The 20,254-nt window shown below is 69.4% G+C and carries 19 protein-coding genes; 4 read left to right on the top strand and 15 right to left on the bottom strand.

Annotation, left to right across the window (positions count from 1 at the left end; all coding sequences use genetic code 11):
* The first annotated feature begins 42 nt into the window (after positions 1-42).
* Both AC07PV_RS05640 and nth read left to right on the top strand, forming a co-directional pair.
* Entirely contained in the window at positions 43-990 is a 948-nt protein-coding gene (locus AC07PV_RS05640) for a LysR family transcriptional regulator (protein WP_218294178.1), read from the top strand.
* Complete coding sequence (nth, locus tag AC07PV_RS05645) at positions 987-1,625, top strand: endonuclease III (RefSeq protein ID WP_218294177.1); 639 nt, start codon at positions 987-989, stop codon at positions 1,623-1,625. Before AC07PV_RS05640 ends, nth begins: the two co-directional genes overlap by 4 nt.
* 130 nt (positions 1,626-1,755) lie before the next feature.
* Here the strand turns inward: nth and AC07PV_RS05650 are convergent, their stop codons facing one another.
* The 6 genes from AC07PV_RS05650 to AC07PV_RS05675 all read right to left on the bottom strand — a co-directional run bounded on the left by AC07PV_RS05650 (position 1,756) and on the right by AC07PV_RS05675 (position 7,734).
* A complete protein-coding gene (locus tag AC07PV_RS05650; RefSeq protein ID WP_494629664.1) occupies positions 1,756-2,502 on the bottom strand; it encodes an aspartate/glutamate racemase family protein in 747 nt (248 codons plus the stop codon).
* 16 nt (positions 2,503-2,518) lie between these two features.
* The gene (locus AC07PV_RS05655; protein WP_494629666.1) at positions 2,519-3,280 is read right to left on the bottom strand and encodes a GntR family transcriptional regulator; all 762 of its coding nucleotides are present in this window, start codon (positions 3,278-3,280) and stop codon (positions 2,519-2,521) included.
* 13 nt (positions 3,281-3,293) lie between these two features.
* Positions 3,294-4,181: an ABC transporter permease gene (locus AC07PV_RS05660; protein WP_218294174.1), complete on the bottom strand. Its 888-nt coding sequence runs from the start codon at positions 4,179-4,181 to the stop codon at positions 3,294-3,296.
* A 1-nt stretch (position 4,182) separates the two neighbouring features.
* On the bottom strand, positions 4,183-5,097 hold the full coding sequence (locus AC07PV_RS05665; protein WP_218340816.1) for an ABC transporter permease: 915 nt from the start codon (positions 5,095-5,097) through the stop codon (positions 4,183-4,185).
* Between the two features lie 183 nt (positions 5,098-5,280).
* The gene (locus tag AC07PV_RS05670) at positions 5,281-6,576 is read right to left on the bottom strand and encodes an ABC transporter substrate-binding protein (protein WP_494629668.1); all 1,296 of its coding nucleotides are present in this window, start codon (positions 6,574-6,576) and stop codon (positions 5,281-5,283) included.
* Positions 6,577-6,639: 63 nt separating this feature from the next.
* Positions 6,640-7,734 (bottom strand): ABC transporter ATP-binding protein, encoded by a 1,095-nt coding sequence (locus AC07PV_RS05675; protein ID WP_492806344.1) that lies wholly within the window; start codon positions 7,732-7,734, stop codon positions 6,640-6,642.
* Positions 7,735-7,995: 261 nt separating this feature from the next.
* On the opposite strand from AC07PV_RS05675, the gene AC07PV_RS05680 reads away from it, so the two are divergent.
* Positions 7,996-9,129, top strand: a complete 1,134-nt coding sequence (locus AC07PV_RS05680) for a GGDEF domain-containing protein (protein WP_255591397.1) — start codon at positions 7,996-7,998, stop codon at positions 9,127-9,129.
* Positions 9,130-9,197: 68 nt separating this feature from the next.
* On the opposite strand, the gene cobT is transcribed toward AC07PV_RS05680, so the two are convergent.
* Positions 9,198-10,262, bottom strand: a complete 1,065-nt coding sequence (cobT, locus tag AC07PV_RS05685) for a nicotinate-nucleotide--dimethylbenzimidazole phosphoribosyltransferase (RefSeq protein ID WP_494629670.1) — start codon at positions 10,260-10,262, stop codon at positions 9,198-9,200.
* Between cobT and AC07PV_RS05690 the strand changes: the two genes are divergently transcribed.
* Positions 10,261-11,052: a class I SAM-dependent methyltransferase gene (locus tag AC07PV_RS05690; RefSeq protein ID WP_218340813.1), complete on the top strand. Its 792-nt coding sequence runs from the start codon at positions 10,261-10,263 to the stop codon at positions 11,050-11,052. The genes cobT and AC07PV_RS05690 overlap by 2 nt on opposite strands.
* 28 nt (positions 11,053-11,080) lie before the next feature.
* Here AC07PV_RS05690 and AC07PV_RS05695 read toward each other — a convergent pair whose 3' ends face one another.
* The 8 genes from AC07PV_RS05695 to cobO all read right to left on the bottom strand — a co-directional run bounded on the left by AC07PV_RS05695 (position 11,081) and on the right by cobO (position 20,239).
* On the bottom strand, positions 11,081-12,547 hold the full coding sequence (locus tag AC07PV_RS05695) for a cobyric acid synthase (protein ID WP_218294474.1): 1,467 nt from the start codon (positions 12,545-12,547) through the stop codon (positions 11,081-11,083).
* Positions 12,548-12,582: 35 nt separating this feature from the next.
* Positions 12,583-12,975: a DUF3037 domain-containing protein gene (locus AC07PV_RS05700; RefSeq protein WP_218294169.1), complete on the bottom strand. Its 393-nt coding sequence runs from the start codon at positions 12,973-12,975 to the stop codon at positions 12,583-12,585.
* Positions 12,962-13,747, bottom strand: a complete 786-nt coding sequence (locus AC07PV_RS05705) for a HipA family kinase (protein ID WP_218294168.1) — start codon at positions 13,745-13,747, stop codon at positions 12,962-12,964. The genes AC07PV_RS05700 and AC07PV_RS05705 overlap by 14 nt, the downstream gene beginning before the upstream one ends.
* An 80-nt stretch (positions 13,748-13,827) precedes the next feature.
* A complete protein-coding gene (locus AC07PV_RS05710) occupies positions 13,828-14,877 on the bottom strand; it encodes an aminotransferase class I/II-fold pyridoxal phosphate-dependent enzyme (RefSeq protein WP_494629672.1) in 1,050 nt (349 codons plus the stop codon).
* A complete protein-coding gene (gene cbiB / locus AC07PV_RS05715) occupies positions 14,874-15,866 on the bottom strand; it encodes an adenosylcobinamide-phosphate synthase CbiB (RefSeq protein ID WP_494629673.1) in 993 nt (330 codons plus the stop codon). The genes AC07PV_RS05710 and cbiB overlap by 4 nt, the downstream gene beginning before the upstream one ends.
* Positions 15,854-17,440 carry a PepSY domain-containing protein gene (locus AC07PV_RS05720; RefSeq protein WP_494629674.1) on the bottom strand — a complete coding sequence of 529 codons (1,587 nt, stop codon included), beginning with the start codon at positions 17,438-17,440 and terminating at the stop codon, positions 15,854-15,856. The genes cbiB and AC07PV_RS05720 overlap by 13 nt, the downstream gene beginning before the upstream one ends.
* A gap of 28 nt (positions 17,441-17,468) precedes the next feature.
* Positions 17,469-19,538, bottom strand: coding sequence for a TonB-dependent receptor (locus tag AC07PV_RS05725; protein WP_494629676.1), 2,070 nt, complete (start codon positions 19,536-19,538; stop codon positions 17,469-17,471).
* Between the two features lie 131 nt (positions 19,539-19,669).
* Positions 19,670-20,239, bottom strand: a complete 570-nt coding sequence (gene cobO / locus AC07PV_RS05730) for a cob(I)yrinic acid a,c-diamide adenosyltransferase (RefSeq protein ID WP_494629677.1) — start codon at positions 20,237-20,239, stop codon at positions 19,670-19,672.
* Positions 20,240-20,254 lie beyond the last annotated feature (15 nt).

Raw genomic sequence — 20,254 nt, forward strand, 5'->3', positions numbered from 1 at the left:
GTTATCGTTGCGTTTTACGCAAACCACACACCCAGGCCTCCCATGCTCTCAAGCCGCCTGCAGGACACGGCCCTGCGCTACTTTCTGGAGGTGGTGCGCAGCGGCTCGGTGAGCGAAGCCGCCACGCGCCTGCATGTGTCGCCCTCGGCCGTGAGCCGGCAGGTGGCGGCGCTCGAAGACCTGCTGGGCGTGCCGCTGTTCGACCGCCGTCCGCGTGGCATGGCGCCCAGCGCGGCGGGCGAGCTGCTGGCCGCGCACGCGCGGCGCGGCGCGCTGGAGGCCGACCGCGTGGTCTCGGACATCCAGGCGCTGCAGGGGCTGCACACGGGGCGGGTGCGGCTGTGCAGTTCAGCCGGTTTTGCCATCGAATTTTTGCCACGCGTGATGGCGCAGTTCCGCACGCAGTACCCGGGTATCCAGTTCCACCTGCGCGTGGTCAGCCCGGCGGCGGTGACCACGGCCGTGCTCAACGGCGACGCGGACATCGGCCTCACCTACAGCCGCTCGGCCGAGCGGGACATCACCGTGCAGCACCGCGAGGCCTCGCCGGTCATCGCGATCATGCGGCCCGACCACGCGCTGGCGCGCTTCCCCAGCGTGACGCTGGCGCAGATGCACCCCTGCCCCATCGCCCTGCCCGAACGCGACAACACCGTGCGCCAGCTGTTCGACATCGGCTGCAGCCAGCGTGGCCTGGTGTTCGAGCCCGTGCTGGTGTGCAACCACTTCGAGACGCTGACCCACTTCGTGCTGCACGGCGGCGGGCTGTCGATATCGGGCGAAGTGACGGTGCGCGACCGCGTGCGGCGCGGCGAGCTGCATGCGGCACAGATCCGCGAGCCCGGCATGAACGCACGCGCCGCCGAACTGCAGACGCTGAGCGGCCGCACCCTGCCGGCGGCCGTGCGCATGTTCCTGGAGTTCTTGCGCACACAGCTACGGGACAATGCAGAACCCACGCATTCCTCCAGAACAAACTCTCCCCCATGAAAACCGCGCAGATCGAACCCTTCTTCGCCACCCTGAAGGCGGCCAACCCCATGCCCAACACGGAGCTGGAATACACCACCCCGTTCGAGCTGCTGGCCGCCGTGCTGCTGTCGGCCCAGGCCACCGATGTGGGCGTGAACAAGGCCACGCGCAAGCTGTTCCCGGTGGCGGGCACACCCCAGGCCATCCTGGACCTGGGGCTGGAAGGGCTGGAGGGCTACATCAAGACCATCGGCCTGTACCGCACCAAGGCCAAAAACCTGCTGGAAACCTGCCGCATTCTGGTGGAGCAGCACGGCAGCGTGGTGCCCCGCACGCGCGAAGCCCTGGAAGCCCTGCCTGGCGTGGGCCGCAAGACGGCCAATGTGGTGCTGAACGTGGCCTTCGGCGAGCCCACCATGGCGGTCGACACGCACATCTTTCGCGTGAGCAACCGCACGGGCCTGGCGCCCGGCAGGAACCCGCTGGCGGTGGAATTGCAGCTGATGAAGCGCGTGCCCGCCGCCTACGCGGTGGACTCGCACCACTGGCTCATCCTGCTGGGCCGCTATGTGTGCCAGGCGCGCAAGCCGCGCTGCTGGGAATGTGTGGTGAGCGAGTATTGCGACTACCAGCCAAAGACGCTGGCGCCTTGAACGCAGGCTGCTTCTATTTTTATAGCTACTCGCGCTTACTGGATAAGCGCCAGATGCCAATAATACGTGTAACTTGAGAGCCAACGGCCCTCCCAGTGCCGTCGTAGGCCAGGTGGTCTGCCCAGGAGTGTCAAACAACCCCGGCTGTGCCCAAGGCCGCCATTTCCCCCGACACCCCCACCCACGCCACCTCAAACCCCGCCACTTTCCGCTCCGGCGGCACGGGGTGCGCACGCAGGGCCCAGGTCGCACCGGCCACCACGCTGTCGATCACCGGCACCCCCACCTGGGGTTGCACCGCAGCGGCCATGCCGGCAAGCCCTGCCCCGCCCAGGATGACAGCCTGCACCCCCATCTGCCGCACCACGTCGCGGCAGGCCTCCACCAGCAAGGCACGGGCGGCTTCAGGGTCTGCCGCCAGCTGGGCCCCCGTGGGCGCCACCGTGTGAATACCCGCGAGCCCGTGCGAATGCCCCAGCGCCTGCGCCAGGCGCTGCAGCATGGGGCCCCAGCGCTCGCCGCCCGTGACGATGGCATAGCGCCCATGGCGGGCGGCTTCGATGAAGGAGGCTTCGGCCAGGCCCGTCACAGGCACGGGGCAGCTTTCGCGCAGCGCCATCAGGCCCGGGTCGCCAAAGCAGCCGATCAGCACGGCATCGGGCCGGGGCCGGGGTTGCGCCAGCTCACGGGCCCAGGCGTCCAATGCGGCATGGGCTGCCACGGCATAGCTGGCCTCGCAGGCGATGTAGGGGGCGCCAAAACGTGCCGTGGCCGTGCGCACCGCCACATGCGAACCTGCGGCTGCCTGCACATGCCGCTGCAGCAAGGTGCTGACGCTGGCCGAGGTGTTGGGGTTGAGGACGAGCAGCTGGCGCATGGCAAGGTGTCGGGATTCAGACGCCCAGCAATTGCGCCAGATCGGGCACATCGCTGGCAGGTGGGGTGAACTCCAGCTGCGTTTCGATGCGGGCCAGGTGCGTCAGCATGAGGCGCGCCGCCTCGCGCGCGTCGCGCAGGCGGATGGCATCGATCAACGCCCGGTGCTCGCGGCAGCCGCAGGCCGTGGCCTCCTCGCGTTCGCGCGCGTGGCTCGGGCTGTAGGTCATGAGGATCAGCGAGGTGCGCGAGACCAGCTCCCGCAGGATGCGCCCCAGCGTCTGGTGCCCGGCGGCCTGCGCGATGTGCAGATGAAAATCGCCCGACAGGCGAATGGCGCGGCGCATGTCGCCACTGGCGCGGGCCGACTCTTCGTGGTCGATGCAGGCGCGCAGCACGGCAATGTCGGCATCGGTCGCGTTGGCGATGAACAGCTCCACCAGGCGCGGCTCCAGCAGGCGGCGGGCCTCGAACACCTCCAGCGCCTCTTGCGGCGTGGGCTGGGCAATGGATGCGCCCCGGTTGGGCGTGAGCGTGACAACCTGTTCATTGGCCAGCCGCACCAGCACCGGCCGCACGCGCGTGCGCGACACGCCAAAGGCCGCCGCCAGCTTGTCCTCCACCAGCTTGGTGCCGGGGGGCAGCCGGTGGTCGAGGATGGCCGACACCATGCGGTCGTACATGTCGTTGTCGCTGAGCTGGCCGGTCGCGCCGGGCTGCACGGGCGGCTCGGTGACCGCAGCGCGTGTGCGCCGGGGCTTGGGGTTGATGGTCGTCATAAGGGTGCCGTTTTTAACCCGGACGGCCCTTGCGCCTGCGCCCCAAGGCCCATACCAACGCCAGCGTGATGCCCATGACGATGAACGACACCACGGTGGTCAGCGTGCCCAGCGCGTAGATGGACGGCGTGGTCACCGTGCTGGTCAGACCCTGCAGCTCCAGCGGCAGCGTGTTCACGTCGCCGATGGCCTGCGAGGTGCGGGCGATCTCGTCCCAGCTCAGGGTGAAGCCGAACATGCCGATGCCCACGACCGAGGGCGCGATCAGCGGCAGCACGACATGGGCGAAGCCCTGCCAGGGCGTGGCGCCCAGGTCGCGCGCGGCTTCTTCGTAGGATGGGTTGAAGCGGTTGAACACCGCGAACATGATGAGCAGGCCGAACGGCAGCGTCCAGGTCAGGTGCGCGCCCAGGGCCGAGGTGAACAGGCCCAGCGACGTACCGTAGCCCTCTAGCGTGCTCTCCATGCCCAGCCATTCCAGGGCCGCCTTGATACCGTTGTCGATGAGCCGGAACTCCAGCCCGATGCCCAGCGAGACGATGATGGACGGCATGATCAGGCTGGCCACGACGATGAAGAACAGCGTGTTGCCCCCCGCCAGCCGCTTGCGGAAGGCCAGGCCGGCCAGCACCGACAGCACCACCGTGCACAGCATCACCGCCACGCCCAGGCCCAGCGAGCGCCACAGCGCCGCGCCGATGTCCACCACGCCCAGGCCTTCGGCCAGCTTGTGGAACCAGTGCAGCGACACGCCGCGCATGGGAAAGGTCAGCCCGCCTTCGGGGCCCTGGAAGCTCAGGATGAAGATGACCAGCATGGGCCCGTACATGAACAGCACGAACAGGGCAAACACGAGGGCCAGGGGCCAGAAGCTCGCGGGGCGGGAATCGCGCATGGACATGTCAGAGTTCCTTTCGGATGTCGACCAGGCGCGTCAAGCACCAGATGATCATCAGCACCACCGCGAGCAGGATCACGGCATTGGCCGCGGCCAGCGGGAACTGCAGGTACGAGGTCTGCACCTGGATGATCTTGCCAATCGATGCGATCTGCTGCCCGCCCATCACGCCGATGGTCACGAAGTCGCCCATGACGATGGTGATCACGAAGATGGAGCCGATGATGATGCCGGTGCGCGACAGCGGGATGATCACGTTCCACAGCGTCTGCCAGCCGCTGGCCCCGCTGTCGCTGGCCGCCTCGATGAGGCTGCGGTCGATGCGCATCATGCTGTTGAAGATGGGCACGATCATGAACATGGTGTACAGGTGCACGAAGGCCAGCACCACCGAGAAGTCCGAGAACAGCAGCCATTCGATGGGCTGATCGACCAGCCCGGCCCCCACCAGGGTCTGGTTCACCAGCCCGTTGCGCCCCAGCAGCGGCACCCAGGAGATCATGCGGATCACGTTCGACGTCCAGAACGGAATGGTGCACAGCACGAACAGCAGCGTCTGCATGCCCGAGGAGCGCACATGGAAGGCCAGGAAATAGGCCACGGTGAAACCGATCACCAGCGTGATCAGCCACACCAGAAAACTGAACTTGAGCGTGGACCAGTACGTCTTGAGCGTGACGCACAGGCCGTCTGACGCATCACCGCACCCCGCGAAGATCGACACGTAGTTCTTGAACGTGAAGCCCGGCAGCAACTCGTACTCGTTGAAGTCCCAGAAGCTGACCATCACGATCAGCGCCAGCGGAATCAGGAAAAACAGCGCGAACACCAGCGTGAACGGCGCAGCCTGCCACCAGGCGGCAATGCTGCGGCCGGGGACGGCAGCAGCAGGCAAGGTCGGTGTGTGGGTTGTGCTCATGGTGTTTGCAAACAATCGGTATCAGATATCCGCAGCTCGGCGTTTCGTCTTAATCCTTGAAACTGGCGCGGCCAAAGGCCAGTGCCCCCGTGCAAGGGCCGCCCCGCCGCACCGGGGGCGTCCCCCTCCCGACCCGCGCAGCGGGTCGAGAGAGGGGGAAGGCGCGAAGCGCCTCAGGGGGAGTTACGCTGCTACGAACTCATTCCACTTCTGCACCATGTAGTTGTTCTCGTCCATCAACGCGTTCCAGCAGGCGATGCCGCCCATGCGCGACTCATAACTGCCGCCGTCGCGCACTGCACCGGCCTTGGCCAGCACGTCGCCATTGGGGCTCTTGATGTCCTGCGTGGCGGGCTTGCCTTCCATCCAGTAGGCCCACTCGTAGGCTTCCATCTTGGACTTGGCGGTCTCCAGCACGGCGCTGTAGTAGCCCTGGCGGTTCAGGTAGGCACCAGCCCAGCCGTCGAGGAACCAATTGATGAACTCGTAGGCGCCGTCGAGCTTCCTGCCCGACAGCGTGGCCGGCAGGCCGAAGCCGGCGGCCCAGGCGCGGTAGCCTTCCTTGAGCGGCTGGAAGTTGCAGGCGATGCCCTTGGTGCGCACGGCCGTGACGGCCGGGCTCCACATCGACTGGATCACCACTTCGCCCGATGCCATCAGGTTCACCGACTCGTTGAAGTCCTTCCACAGCGCGCGGAACTGGCCCTGCTTCTTGGCTTCGATCAGGGTCTTGATCGTGAGATCAATCTCCTTCTTGGTCATGTTGCCCTTGTCGGGGTACTTGTAGATGCCCATGGCCTCGACCACCATGGCGGCGTCCATGATGCCGATCGAAGGAATGTTCAGGATCGCGGTCTTGCCCTTGAACTCGGCGTTGAGCAGCTCGGCCCAGGAGTTGATGGGGCGCTTGATCAGGTCGGGGCGGATGCCCAGCGTGTCGGCGTTGTACACGGTGGGGATGAGCGACATGTACTGCGTGGGCGCGGTTGCAAACTTCTTGGATTTTTCGCCCTCCAGGTAGATGACCTTCTTGGGCGCGGTGCCCTGGTCGCCCACGGCCTTGCCAGCCACCTGGCCGGTCGTGAACAGCGTGGTGATCTTGTCGGCATTCTTGATGCGCTTGGTGTCGATGCCCTTCAGGTTGCCCGTGGGCACGATCTTCTTGAGCGAGAAGTACTCGGTGTCGATCAGATCGAAGCTGTTGGGCGCGGTCACGGCGCGCTTGGTCACGTCGTCGGTGGTCACGGCCACGTACTGGATCTCGATGCCGGTGTCGGCCTTGAACTTCTCGGCAATCGCCTTGTCCTGGTTCACCGCCGTGCCCAGGTAGCGCAGCACGATCTTTTCCTGCGAATGGACGGCCGGGAATACGCCAGCGGCCAGGATGCCCGCCGTGCCCTTGAGCAGCGAGCGGCGCTGCACACCTGCAGCCTCGGTAACGACAACAGCGGGGGAATCGGCACGGGAATCATCGGACATGGGAAAACTCCTTGGGTTGCGGAAGGGGACGGGTGGAAAAAGGGAAGATGCGTGGCAGCGCCATCAGGCGGCAACGGCCACGGCTGGAGATGGCACCGCCGGTGATGCGGCAGCAGGCTTGGACAGCGGGTGCGCCTGCTCCGGCGTCCAGTGCAATTGCACCGCCTGCCCCACCTGGTAGGGCTGCGCGGCAAAAGCGGCCTCGGACACCATCACCGAGTACGCCGCCGTGGCGTTGGCCGACAGCGCCACGCCCTGCTTTTGCAGGCCCAGCAGCACGTAGGTGCCCTGGTATTCCACGTCGGTCACCACGGCCTGCATGCGCTGGGCACCCCAGGGCAGCTCGGCGATGGCGGGGGTTATCTGCAGGTGATCGGTGCGCACGCCGACCTTGCCCTCGGGCGTGTCGATCACGTTGTGGCCGCCCATGAAGCGCGCCACGAATTCGCTGGCCGGGCGGTTGTAGACCTCGTGCGGCGAACCCACCTGCTCGATCACGCCGTGGTTCATCACCACCATGGTGTCGGCCAGGGCCATGGCCTCTTCCTGCGAGTGGGTCACGTGGATGAATGTCAGGCCCAGTTCCTTCTGCCAGCGGCGCAGCTCGGCGCGCATCTGGATGCGCAGGAAGGGGTCGAGTGCCGAAAGGGGTTCGTCCAGCAGCAAGACACGCGGCTGGGTGATGAGGGCCCGCGCCAGCGCCACCCGCTGTTGCTGCCCGCCCGAGAGTTCGGCGGGCTTGCGCTCGGCCAGGTGGCCCATGGCCACGCGCTCCAGCAGATCGCGCGCCTTGGCTTGCCGCTCGGCCTTGGCGACGCCCTTCATCTTGAGGCTGAAGGCCACGTTGTCCAGCGCCGAGAGGTGCGGGAACAGCGCGAAGCTCTGGAACATCATGGCCGTGCCGCGCGCGGCGGCGGGCAGGTCGGTGATGTTGCGGTTCTCCAGCAGGATGTCGCCGCTGGTCACCGACTCGTGCCCGGCGATCATGCGCAAGGTGGTGCTCTTGCCACATCCCGAGGGGCCCAGCAGGCAGCAGTAGCTGCCGCTGGCGATGCGCAGGTCGATGGCGTCCACGGCGGGCTTGCCGCTGGCGTAGCGCTTGGTGAGCGCGACGATTTCAATGGCAACCGGGGGCTGGGCAGGGATGGGAGCTTGCATGGCACCCATGAACGCAAGGCCCATGCCAACTTTGTACACAATTTTTCATTGAGTTTGCGTACAAATTGCACCATCCTTGTGCCCGGCCTGTGCCGGCCCCCGTGCTGCGCGCACCATCCTTGCCGCTTAGGCTCCTTTTTCTGGTGCACGGAAACGTTTGCGGGGCCCATGGCACACACCTGAAACATATCCGTATGGCTATACTGAAATCGCAGCAGAAACAATTTCTTACGTAGCGCGCCCTCTTCCCATTCACGCTGGATGACGAACCTCGACCCGCGCTCCATGATCGCCATGGCGGGCTTCATGTCCGCCGTCATGGCCATCGTCCTGCTTTTCATGAGGCGCTACTACCCGCCGTCGATCCAGGGGGTGGGCGCCTGGGCGCTGGCGCCGCTGCTGTGGCTGGCGTCCACGGTGCTTTTCAGCGCGCGCGGCTTCATCCCGGACTGGCTGAGTCTGGTGCTGGCCAACCAGCTGCTGGTGCTGGGCACCGTGACCTACTACATGGGCACGCGCAGCTTCATGGGCAGGCCCTCCACCTGGCGCACTTGGTCCTGGGTCATGGCGGGCACCACCCTCGTGTTCATCTGGCTGACCTACTGGATGCCGCACTACGGCCTGCGCGTCGGGTTCTTCACGGTGGCCATGGGCATCGTCTATGCCGCGCAATTGCGCTTCATGCTGCGGCACGGCGGGCGCAACTTCCCCGTGCGACTGGTGGAGGTCGTCCTGGCGCTGCACATGGGCGTCCTTGCCGTGCGCCTGGGCTCCATCATGGCCGGGCGCGCCGGCGCGGACCTGATGGAACCTTCGCTGTTCCAGACCCTGTACATCGGCGCCTACGTGCTGACGGTGCTCATGCTGTCCATCGGCGCGGTGCTCATGGCCACCGACCGCCTGCGCACCGAGCTGGAACATCTGGCGACGCACGACTCGCTCACCCAGACACTGAACCGGCGCGCGCTGCTGCAGCGCTGCGAGGACGAGCTGGAGCGCGCACAGCGCTACGGCAACGGCCCCTCGATCATGATGCTGGACCTGGACAACTTCAAGTCCGTGAACGACACCCATGGACACCAGCACGGAGATGCCGTGCTCGTGCATTTCGCCGAACGGACGCGCCAGGTACTGCGCCGCGCGGACCGCCTGGGGCGGTATGGCGGAGAGGAATTCATGGTGCTGCTGCCAGGCACGCAGGGAGTGGCGGCCCGGAGCGTGGCGCAGCGCATCCACGCCGCGCTGGCGACGGGCCACCCGCTCGACTGCGAGGTCAGCATCGGGCTCACCAGCTGGGCAGGCCCCGGCGAGACGCTGGACGGCATGCTCTCGCGCGCCGATGCCGCGCTGTACCGCGCCAAGGAGCAGGGGCGCAACCAGACGGTCGAGGCCTGAGAGACAAATCGCACGCCGCCGGGCGCCAGGCGGTGGAAGGCTGCGCCGCAGGGGCGCCGCCCCCTGGTTCAGGCGGTCTGGGTGGCAACCCCGGCCGACTCGAAGCTCGCCATCTCGCTGAGCACCGCGCACGCCGACTGCAGCAGCGGCCAGGCGAGCGCAGCGCCCGAGCCCTCGCCCAGGCGCAGGCCCAGGTCCAGCAGCGGCTCGGCCTGCATCTGCGCGAGCATGAGGCTGTGGCCGCGCTCGCCCGATCGGTGGGCGAACACGCAGCGCTGCAGCATGGCCGGCTGCAGGCGGCTGGCCACCAGCACGGCGGCGCTGGTGATGAAGCCATCCACCACGATCACGCGGCGCTCGGCTGCGGCCTGCAGCACCGCGCCCACCAGCGTGGCGACCTCGAAGCCGCCCAGGGCGGCCAGCGCATCCAGCGGGCCGGTGGCCCCGGCGTTCACGTCCAGCGCCTGCTGCAGCACCGCGCGCTTGCGCTCGATGCCGACCGCATCCAGCCCCGTGCCGGCGCCCGTCACCTCGGCCAGCGGCAGGCCGGCCAGCCGTGCCAGCAGCAGCGAGGCCACGGACGTGTTGCCGATGCCCATCTCGCCCAGCAGCAGCGCATTGCCGGGCAGGCCGCGCACCACCTCCGCGCCGTTCGCCAGGGCCCCAGCGCACTGCGCCGCCGTCATCGCTGGCCCGACGGAAGCGTCCTGCGTGCCCAGCGCCACCTTGCGCAGCAGCAACTGCGGCTGGCCGGGCGCTGCCTCGCGCGCGGCGATGGGCTTGGCCACGCCGCAGTCCACCACCGTCAGGCCCAGGCCGTGCTGGCGCGCGAGCACGCTCACGGCGGCGCCACCGGCCAGGAAGTTCTCGACCATCTGCCAGGTCACATCGCTCGGAAACGCCGACACGCCCCGCGCTGCCAGGCCGTGGTCGCCCGCGCACACCAGCATCTGCGGCGCATGCAGTGCGGGCGTCTCGGTGCCCAGGATGAGCCCCAGGCGCAGCGCCAGGCGCTCCAGCAGCCCCAAGGAGCCGAGCGGCTTGGTCTTGTAATCGATCACGTGCTGCAGGCGGCTGGCCAACGCGGCATCATGGAGGTCATCAACGGGTGGAAGAATGAAAGGTGCGGTCATGGTGGTAGAGAACACGAAGAAAGATGCCGTGCACGCAGCGGCACAGCGGGGATATGCGAATGAGGCCCAGACATACGCGCGCGGCCGACCCGACTACCCGGCGGCGCTGTCGGCCTGGCTGGGGCAGACCCTGGGCCTGGGCCCCGGCCGCCAGGTGGCCGATGTGGGCGCGGGCACGGGCAAGTTCACCGCGCTGCTCGCGGCCACCGGGGCCGGCGTGGTGGGCGTGGAGCCCGTGGATGCGATGCGCGCCAGGATCGATGCCCTGCAATTGCCCACGGTGCGCGCCGTGGCGGGCACGGCCCAGGCCATTCCGCTGCCGTCCGGCGCGCTCGATGCCGTGGTCTGTGCGCAGGCCTTCCACTGGTTTGCCACGAACGAGTCTCTGGATGAATTCCACCGCGTGCTGCGCCCCGGCGGCCGGCTTGGCCTGGTGTGGAATGTGCGCGACGAGTCGGTGGACTGGGTGGCGGAACTCACGGACATCATCACGCCCTTCGAGGGCGATGCGCCGCGCTTCTACAAGGGCGACTGGCGCCGGCCCTTCCCGCACCCCGGCTTCAGCCCACTGGCCGAGACCCGGCTGCCACATGAACATGTGGGGCCGCCACAGCAGGTCATCATGGACCGCTTCATGTCGGTGAGCTTCATCGCCGCCCTGCCCGACAGCGAGCGGGCCCAGGTGCGCGCACGGATCGAGGCACTCATCGCCCACCACCCCGCGCTGCGCGGGCAGGGCACCGTGCGCTTCCCGTACACCACGCTCGCATACCACTGCGAACGGGTGTAAAGCGCCGAGGCCCGCCACCGCGGCAGCCCTACGCGGCCACCAGCGCATCCAGCACCCCGGGCGTGAAACAGGGGCCGATGGCGTGCGCCAGGCCGTCGAACACGCTGTCGAGCGTGGGCACCGGCGCGGCGAGCCGCGCACCGAACAGCGCCTGGAGCGCCGCCCCGTCCTCGAACAGGCCGTGCAGGTACACCCCCAGCACATTGCCCGCCGCATTGCTCCAGGCCAGGCCTGGCATCACCTCGTGCGCCACATCGCCCTTGGCCGCCATGGCCGGGTGCTGCGCGGTCTGGCCGTGGTGGATTTCATAGCCCGCCACCTCCACCCCCGACAGCGCCCCCCAGGCGCCCGGCAGCGCACCGCAACGCGCGCGCGTGAGCCGCACCGTCTTGTCGCGCGCGAAGGCGGTGACCAGCGGCAGCAGGCCCAGGCCGGGCGCATTGCCGTCGATGCCCTCGGTATCGATCAGCGCCTCGCCCAGCATCTGCAGGCCGCCACACACCCCCAGGACGGCCCCGCCGCGCGCGGCATGGGCCGCGATGGACTGGTCCAGCCCCTGCGCGCGCAGCCAGGCCAGGTCGGCGGCCGTCGCCTTGGAACCGGGCAGCACCACCCAGTCCGTGGGCTTCAGGCCGCCCAGGTCGGCCGGGCTGCGCGCCCACAGCAGGCGCACGCCGGGCACGTTCTTCAGGGGCTGGAACTCGTCGAGGTTGCTGATGCGCGGATAGGCCACCACGGCCACGGTGGTGTGCACGGTGCCGGCCGAGGTGCTGCGGTCGTCGAACACGCCATCCTCCTCGGGCAGGCCGTGGCGCCAGTGCATCGGCACCGTCGCCACGGTGGGCACGCCGGTCAGGTCCTGCAGCATCTGCGGCGCGGGCGCCAGCAGGCGGGCATCGCCGCGGAACTTGTTGAGCACGAATCCATGGATCAGTGCGCGCTCGTCCTCGGGCAGCAGCGCCCAGGTGCCGTACAGGTGCGCAAAGGCGCCGCCCCGGTCGATGTCGGTCACCAGCAGGCAGCGGGCGCCGGCATGGCGCGCGACGCGCATGTTCACGATGTCGCTCGCGTGCAGGTTGATCTCGGCGGGCGAGCCCGCGCCTTCGATCACCACCACGTCGTTTTCGGCGCGCAGCGCATCGAGCGCGGCGGCGATCTGCGGCCACACCTTTTCGCTGCGGCCGCGCCAGGGCATGGCCGTGAGCTCCGCGCTCACCTGCCCCATCAGCACGACCTGGCTGTGCGTGTCGGCCTCGGGCTTGAGCAGCAGTGGGTTCATGCGCACCTCGGGCCCGGCGCGGGCCGCGAGGGCCTGGAAGTACTGCGCGCTGCCGATCTCGCCCAGCAACCCGCCGGGGCCGGGCACGACGCGCGCGTTGTTGCTCATGTTCTGCGCCTTGAACGGCGCGACCTTCAGGCCCAGGTTGCTGTAGTGGCGGCACAGCGCGGTGGTGAGCCAGCTCTTGCCGGCGCCGCTGGTGGTGCCCAGCACCATCACGCAGCGCGCCATGCGCGGAGAAGTGGATGCGTTCAAGGCAGGGGCCTCACCATACGGTCCATGATGTGGTCGAGCGCCGCCGCCGCGTCGGTGCAGCGGCCGGTGTGCACGGGCGATGTCTGGATGACGGCACTGCGCCTGGCGGTGAGCCAGTGAAAGCGCGAGCGGTAGGGCAGCCGCGCAATCGGCCCGCAGCCCTCGTCCCCGGCGCAAATGGCCACGATGGCCGCCAGGTGGCGGCGCACGGTGTCGATGTCGGCCCGCGGGTCGATGGCCAGCAGGCGCGCCTCGTCGAGCGCGATGGCGGCCTGCAGGAAGCCGCTGCGCTGGCACGAGAGGATCACGCCCGCGTTGATGAACTCCTCGCGCTCCACGCGCGGCACCACACGCACGATGGCGTAGTCGTACACCTCAGCCGCGTGCATCGATGGCCCCCTTCACCCAGGCCTCGCGCCCCGCGATGCGCGCCGCGAAATGGTCCACATAGGCCTGGCGATGGCTGGCCGGGGCCGACAGCGGGCCCTCGGCATGCTCGGCGCCGGCCAAGGCCAGGAATTCATCGGGCACATCCGCCAGGATGCCCGTGAGCACCTCGCGCGTGAGCAGCGCCGCCAGTTCGCCGTCCACCTCGCCAATGGCCGTGGCGCGGTGCAGCAGCACATGGTCGGCAATCGGCGCGAAAGGCCTGGCGGGCTGCGCCACCGCGCCATTCCACGCATGGTGGAAGGTGAGCGAGGCGCCATGGTCGATGAGCCAGGGCTTGCGGTGCCACACGAGCAGGTTGGTGTTGCGCGCCGTGCGGTCCACATTGGCCACCAGGGCATCGAACCAGACCAGGCGCGAGGCGAAGTCCTCGGAAACCTCGTCCACCGCGGGGTCGAAGTTGAGCGCGCCCGACAGGTAGTCGAGCCCCACGTTGAGACCGCCGCTGGCGCGCACCAGGTCCTGGATCTCGGGGTCGGGCTCGGTCTGGGCCAGGCCCGTGTCCAGCTGGGCGAGCACGATCTCGGGCACGGGCAAGCCCAGGGCCCGCGCCAAGCCCCCGGAAATGAGCTCGGCCAGGAGGGCGCGCACGCCCTGCCCCGCCCCCCGGAACTTGAGCACGTACAGCCCGAGGTCGTCGCCTTCGACCACGGCGGGCATGGATCCGCCTTCACGCAGCGGCGTGACGTAGCGGGTGACGGTGATGGTTCGCACGGGGGCCGGGCCTCCTGAAGAGATAGGGAGAGGAAGATGCATGGATGAATCCGGCATGGTAGCGCCCGCGCGGCGCGGGATCAGCGCCCCCATGCCTGCAGCAAAGCCTGTTGCGACGCTGGCGGCAGCACCCCCAGCCGCACATGGCCCGGCAGGCCGAACGAGGTGCAGTCGCGCAGCTTGATGCCCTGGCCGCGCAGCCCGGCCAGCCGTTCGGCCAGGGACTGGGGATCGGGCCCGCCGTCAGGCCGGGCGCAGAAGTAGTTGGCCTGGCTGCCCGCCCGCACCGCCCAGCCCAGGCCCGCGCACAGCGCCAGCTGGTGCGCTTTCCAGTCGCGCAGGGTGGCAAGGCTGCCCACCACCCACTGCTGCACGGCGGGGTCCAGCCAGGCCTGCAGCAGGGCCACGCCGTGCGCGCCCAGCGGCCACGAGGGAGCCAGCGCAACCAGTGTGTCCACCTGCCCTTCGGTACCCGCGGGCGCCACGGCATAGGCCGCACGCACGCCGGTGAGGCCCAGTGCCTTGTTCGGCGTCCACACCTGCCAGCAATGGGCCGGGGTGGTGGCGGGCCGGCCGGTCCAGGCGCCCGGGCCCTCCAGCCGCAGGGGCGCATAGGCGCAGTCGAGCACGCGCAGGACGCCGGGGACGCCGCCATCGGCCGGCGCATGCCAAACATGCGCGGCAGGGTCTGGCCGGCCCAGGGGACTGGAAGGGTCGCAGGCCCATTGCAAGCCCGCCAGGCCCGCGCCCGCTTCGCCTGCGCGCGCCAGTGCCAGGCCCCGCGCCTGCGCGGCCTGGGCGTAGTCGCCATAGCTGTGCGCGGGCAACGCGACCTGCACGCAGCCCTGCTGCACGGCCAGCGCAGTGATGCGGTGGATGAACTCGCTGGCGCCGCCCGCCAGCACGATGCGCCGGGGGGCCACGCCGTGGAATGCCCCCAGGCCCTCGCGCAGGGCGGTGTAGGCCGGGTCGGGGTAGCGGGTGGCGTCGGCCGCCCGCACGGCATGCAGCGCTCCCGGGCATGGCCCGCAGGCATTGCTGTTGGTGGAGAAGTCATGGAGCGCGGCGCCCATCGCATCCGGCCCGCCGTGCTCGGGGGCGGCCGCGCTCCAGCGCAGGGGCCCGCTCATGCCGTGCACACCATCACCAGCAGCAACTGGGCGGCCGCCAGCAGCGGAACCAGCGCCAGCACCGCGTTGCCGCCCAGGCGCGCCGCGCGCCGCGTATCCAGCGGACCGGCCGCGCGGCCCGCGCCATGCAGCGTGTACACGCCGGGCTTGGCCAGCCGCACCCCGAGCGCCAGCGCCATGGCCGCCATCGGCCAGCCGCTGTTGGGCGAAGGCGTCTTGCGGGCCTGGCGCGCCAGCGTGCGCAGCCGCATGCCGCGTGCGCCGGCCACCAGCAGCAAGGCGGTGATGCGCGCCGGCAGCCACGACAGGACATCATCGACACGCGCGGCCCATTTGCCCGCCCACTGCCAGTAGCGCCCCCCGCGCATGCCGGGGTAGCCCCACATGGCATCGGCCGTGTTGGCAAACCGGTACAGCGCGGCACCGGGCAGGCCCAGCAGCACGAACCAGAACAGGGGCGCCACCACCGAATCGTTGAGGTTCTCGGCCAGCGATTCGATGGCCGATTCCCGCACCTCGACAGCGCTCAGGGCGCTCACGTCCCGACTCACCAGCCGCGACAGGCGCGCGCGCCCTTCGGGCAGCGACTGGCCCAGCGCCACCTCCACCGCCAGCACCTCGTCGCGCAGCATGCGCCAGGCGAGCAAGGGCTTGAGCAGAAAGGCCAGCACGGCCGCGGCAAGCAGTTCATGCAGTGCGAACGCCGCATGCTGCAACACCGCGGAAACTATCAAAACAATAGCTGCCAGCGCACACCAGACAAGCGCTGCAAGCCAAAAACATCTCCAATCCTGCGCCACGGGCACCGTGGGGGCCAGCCGCTCGCCCCCGCGCTGCAGCGCCTTGCCCATCCACACCACGGGGTGCCAGGCCGCGGGCGGCTCGCCCAGCCACCAGTCGATCACCAGGGCCAGCGCGGGTACCCACACGAGCACGCGCCATGCGGCCCAGCCCGCGCCGGGAACCAGCCCCGCGACTACGCCGTCCATGCGCCTCCCGCATCGCGGGCCGGCCCCTGGGCGCGGGCGGCGCGCCGCCGGGGCACCAGCACCCGCCACGCGATCACGCACGAAGTGGCACACAGCGCGACACCCAGCAGCGAAAGCCCGACGATCAGCCAGGTGCGCAGCACAGGGCGCGCGAGCAGCGGCGCGAAATCCAGGCTGTGCAGGCCGTGGTACAGCACGCGCTGCCACGCCGTGCCCGCGTCGGTGCGCAGCACGATGCGGCCCGACGCCGGGTCGGCATACACCGCCACCCCGTCATCGGCCCAGCGCGCACGCCACACCGGCAGCGGCCGCGTGTGCAGGGCAGCGCCGTCCTGGCGCCGCGCATAGTAAAGGTCGTCGTAGTGCTCCATCTTCTCCACGGCAGGTGCCGGTGCTTCGGGGCGCAGCATCTGCAGCCGCGCGCGCAGCATGGCGTCGGGCAGTGCCCGCGCCATGGTGGCAGACGGACCATCCGCCCGCACCAGCCATTGTGAAGGAATGCCCGCGGATTCCCAGCCGCGCACCCGGTACCAGGCCTGGCCCGCGATGCGCAGCAGATCCAGCTCCTGCACGACCATGCCCTGCGCCGCCGCCTGCACCACCGCATCCCGTGGCCCCCGGCTGAGCGGGGCGGGCTCACCGGCCCACTGCGCCCGCGCCTGGGGCCCCACGGCCGCGCCGCCGAACACGCCAAACGGGTTCATCGACATCAACCCCGAGAACATCCAGGTGAGCGTGAACACCGCGGCCACCAGGCCCAGGATGTGGTGCCAGCGCATCCAGAACCTGCGGTACGGAATCCACCGCTGGCGGTTCAGGAACAGCTGCCAGACGCCGAGCACGATGCCCGTGGCGACCAGCAGCACCCCGGGGATGGAAAGCCACACCACCACGTGGTGCCAGGCCCTGGGGAACTGCCGCAGCACGGTGGGGTAGATCCAGTGCGGCACGGCGCCCACCCAGTTCCAGAAGCGTTCGGCGCGGCGCGTGTCGCGCACCACCTCGGCCGCGCCGGGCGAGACGTACAGCTGCAGTCCGTCATCGCCGTCCAGCAGCACCTTGATGAGGGGACGGTGCACATCCAGGCCCTGCGGCACCGTCCACTGGTCGCGCTCGACCCACTCGGTGCCCGTGGCGCGGCGGCCGCTGAAGGCCTCGGCCACCCGGGCGGCCGCGTCCGGCGACAGCGGCGCGAGCAGCGTCCCGCTGCGCGCGTCCACGGTGCGCCAGCGCGGCCTGGCATCGGGCTGCGGCGCACGCGCCACGGCGCGTGCCGGCACCGCGTCTTCCGTGGCCAGCAGGCGCCACACCGGCGCATCGCCCAGCATGCCCAGGCGCGCCTCGCCGCCCACCGCAGGCCGCAGGCCCGCGCGCTGGGCGGCATCCTGCGCCGCAAGGCAGCATCCCGGGCCTTCCAGCGTCAGGGCGGGCAAGGCGGCCAGCCGCTCCGCCGCCGTGAGGCTGGGGAACGGCACGAAGTACAGCACCACCCCGCTCACGAACCACATGAGGAAGAACAGCGCCAGCACCACGCCCAGCCACTTGTGCACGAAGATGACGAGCTTCTTCAGCATGCGCCGCGCCTTGCCCGGTTCGCCGCGATCAGAACGTTGCGCGCGCGGTCAGCTGCACGGTGCGCGGCGCACCCAGCAGCCAGCGCGCGTTGGCCGTGCCGGCCAGCGCATAGTCGCGGTCGGCCAGGTTCTTCACGGCCAGGCCGAGCTTGAGGTTGCGCGAATGGTCGTAGGCCAGCGAGGCATCCAGCACCACATACGACGGCAGTTGCGTGGTGTTGGCGGTGTTGCCCTGGCGCGCACCCACGTAGCGCGCGCCAAAACCCGCCTGCCACTGCGGCAGGAAGCGGTAGGTGGTCCAGATGCTGGCGGTGCGCTCGGGCACGCCGGTGGGCGTGTTGCCATCGCGCGAGACCAGGGCGCCGGAGACCAGTTCCTTGAATGCGTCGTAACGCGCACGCAGCAAGGCGGCATTGGCGTCGATGGTCCAGCCGCGCACGGGCTCGGCCGCGAAGGCCAGCTCGATGCCGGTGGAGGACTGCTGGCCCACCTGCTGCGAGAGGTTGGGATTGCCGGCGTCGCGCGACAGCAGGTTGCGTTTTTCGATCTTGTACAGCGCCACGGTCCACTCCCCGCGCACGGCGGGCACCGCGCCCTTGGCGCCGACCTCGACCTGGCGGCCCTTGGTGAGGTCGAAGGTGTTGCCGCCGCCCGGCAGCGACAGCGCGCCGGACAGAGGGTCGGTGCCGGTGCCGAACTGGCCGTAGAGCGACAGCGCCTCGCTGGGCGACCACACGGCGCCCAGGCGGCCGGTGACGGGCGAATACTTCTTGACCAGGTTCACACCCGTGCGCAGATCGGTGGTGTCAAGCTCCATGCGGTCGCTGCGCAGGCCGGCCACGAGCTTCCATTCCTTGGTGAGGTCGAGCGCGTTCTCAGCGAACAGCGCGGTGGTCTGGAGTTCGGACGCGCGGCCCGGGAGGGTGGGCACGGGGCTGATGAAGCCGCCCGGGGCGAAATTGAACGGGTCCACCGTGCTCGCGCCGCCGTACGGGGAGTTGTTGGTGTGCAGCAGCCTGGTGCGGTACCAGTCCAGGCCCACGATGAAGCGGTTCTTCATGCCGCCGAGGTGGCCGTCGAACGCGGCGTCGAGGCGGTTGCCGGTCTGCTGCTGGTCGTGCAGGATCTCCAGGTAGTCGCTGCGGTTCACGGCCGTGCCGGCGGCGTTGAAGGCATAGGCCTCGGCATTGCGCCAGTGGCGGTCGGTGGTCAGGTGGTAGGTCTCGTTGCGCAGGCGCACGCCGGCGGCGGCCTGGTAATCCACCTTGGCGCGCCAGATGCGGTCGTCGTACTGGACCACCGAGTCGGCCACGTTGAAATTGGTGCGGCGCAGGCGCTCGTCGAGCACGCCATTGCGCAGCGGGGTGCCGAAGTAGCGCGCATCGTCGTTCACGCCACCGTCCAGCGACAGGGTCACATTCAGGTCGGGGCTGGCGCGCACGGCCAGGGCCAGCGCGTAGTTGTGGCGCTGCGTGTCCATGAACTGGCGGTAGCCGTCGCTCTTTTCGGCATCGAGGTAGACCGAGTAGGCCAGCACATCGTTGATGGGGCCGCGCAGGCCCACGCCGCCCTGCACGCTGCCGAACGAACCCACGCTCAGGAACGCCTCGCGCTGCGGCGTTCCGAAGACCGGGCGCTTGGTCACGTAGTTCACGGCCGCGCCGATCGCCCCGTCGCCATAGAGCACCGAGGCCGGGCCGCGCAGCACCTCGACCGACTCCATGGGCCAGGTCGAGAACGGGTAGGTGATGGTGCCCGAGGCCACGATGAGGCGCGTGCCGTCCACCATCTGCGCCACCGAGCTGTGGCCCGCAAAGCCGCGCGCCACCAGGCTGGTGCCGCCGTTGCCGGGGGCCGGCGCCTCGGTGATGCCGGGCATGCGCACGGCCACGTCCTGCGCGCGGGTCAGGCTGCGCTCGGCGATGTCGGCCGCGCCCAGGCTGCTCACGCTGGCGGGCGTCTCGCGTGCGGTGAGGCCCAGGCGTGAGCCGGTGGTGCCAGGCAGGTCGAGCCCCAGCGTGCTGCCGGCCGTCTCACGCGGCGCCGTCACCTCCACCGGCAACAGGGTGGCGGACTCGGCCGCAGCCGGTGACTGCATGCCAAAAGACCAGAGGCACAGGGAAATGGAAGTCAGGGAAACGCGCATGGAACAGGACCTTGGAAAAGCGGAAGGGCGAAAGCATAACGCAACCAAGTTGCATTATTGACGCAAAGCGACTTTGAACGTGCTCAGTCCTCGATGCCGCGCTGCGCGGGAATGCCCGCCTTGAACGCGTGCTTGACCATCTGCATCTCGGTCACCGTGTCGGCCAGCTCGATGATCTCGGGCGGGCAGCGGCGGCCGGTGAGGCACACATGCACCTCCTTGGGCCGCTCGCGCAGCGTCTGCAGCACACCCTCCAGCGGGAGCCAGCCGTAGATCAGCGGGTAGGTGATCTCATCGAGCACCACCAGGAAGTGCTCACCCGACAGGATGGCGGCGCGCGCCTTCTCCCAGCCGTCGCGCGCCAGCTGGGCCGAGTGCTCCAGGTCCTTGCTCTTCCAGCTGAAGCCGTCGCCCAGGCCCTCGATGGGCAGGCCGAGCTGCTCGAACATGCGGTGCTCGCCGAAGCGCGAGGTGGGCACCTTCATGAACTGGAAGATCTTCACGGCCTTGCCCCGGCCGTGGGCGCGCAGCGCCAGGCCAAAGGCCGCCGTGCTTTTGCCCTTGCCATCGCCGGTGTTGACGATGACGATGCCGCGGCGCTCGCCCTCGGGCTTTTCATAGCGCTTCTCGGTGGGTGGGGTTTCGATCTGCATGGTGGGGGTACTTTC

The organism is Acidovorax sp. GW821-FHT09A11 (assembly GCF_059418365.1).

Coding starts and splice junctions, on each gene's coding strand:
- AC07PV_RS05640 (WP_218294178.1), top strand. CDS start 43: ATGCTCTCAAGCCGCCTGCAGGACACGGCCCTGCGCTACTTTCTGGAG.
- nth (WP_218294177.1), top strand. CDS start 987: ATGAAAACCGCGCAGATCGAACCCTTCTTCGCCACCCTGAAGGCGGCC.
- AC07PV_RS05650 (WP_494629664.1), bottom strand. CDS start 2,502: ATGCGCCAGCTGCTCGTCCTCAACCCCAACACCTCGGCCAGCGTCAGC.
- AC07PV_RS05655 (WP_494629666.1), bottom strand. CDS start 3,280: ATGACGACCATCAACCCCAAGCCCCGGCGCACACGCGCTGCGGTCACC.
- AC07PV_RS05660 (WP_218294174.1), bottom strand. CDS start 4,181: ATGTCCATGCGCGATTCCCGCCCCGCGAGCTTCTGGCCCCTGGCCCTC.
- AC07PV_RS05665 (WP_218340816.1), bottom strand. CDS start 5,097: ATGAGCACAACCCACACACCGACCTTGCCTGCTGCTGCCGTCCCCGGC.
- AC07PV_RS05670 (WP_494629668.1), bottom strand. CDS start 6,576: ATGTCCGATGATTCCCGTGCCGATTCCCCCGCTGTTGTCGTTACCGAG.
- AC07PV_RS05675 (WP_492806344.1), bottom strand. CDS start 7,734: ATGCAAGCTCCCATCCCTGCCCAGCCCCCGGTTGCCATTGAAATCGTC.
- AC07PV_RS05680 (WP_255591397.1), top strand. CDS start 7,996: ATGACGAACCTCGACCCGCGCTCCATGATCGCCATGGCGGGCTTCATG.
- AC07PV_RS05690 (WP_218340813.1), top strand. CDS start 10,261: ATGGTGGTAGAGAACACGAAGAAAGATGCCGTGCACGCAGCGGCACAG.
- cobT (WP_494629670.1), bottom strand. CDS start 10,262: ATGACCGCACCTTTCATTCTTCCACCCGTTGATGACCTCCATGATGCC.
- AC07PV_RS05695 (WP_218294474.1), bottom strand. CDS start 12,547: ATGGTGCTGGGCACCACCAGCGGCGCCGGCAAGAGCTGGCTCACCACC.
- AC07PV_RS05700 (WP_218294169.1), bottom strand. CDS start 12,975: ATGCACGCGGCTGAGGTGTACGACTACGCCATCGTGCGTGTGGTGCCG.
- AC07PV_RS05710 (WP_494629672.1), bottom strand. CDS start 14,877: ATGAGCGGGCCCCTGCGCTGGAGCGCGGCCGCCCCCGAGCACGGCGGG.
- cbiB (WP_494629673.1), bottom strand. CDS start 15,866: ATGGACGGCGTAGTCGCGGGGCTGGTTCCCGGCGCGGGCTGGGCCGCA.
- AC07PV_RS05720 (WP_494629674.1), bottom strand. CDS start 17,440: ATGCTGAAGAAGCTCGTCATCTTCGTGCACAAGTGGCTGGGCGTGGTG.
- AC07PV_RS05725 (WP_494629676.1), bottom strand. CDS start 19,538: ATGCAGTCACCGGCTGCGGCCGAGTCCGCCACCCTGTTGCCGGTGGAG.
- cobO (WP_494629677.1), bottom strand. CDS start 20,239: ATGCAGATCGAAACCCCACCCACCGAGAAGCGCTATGAAAAGCCCGAG.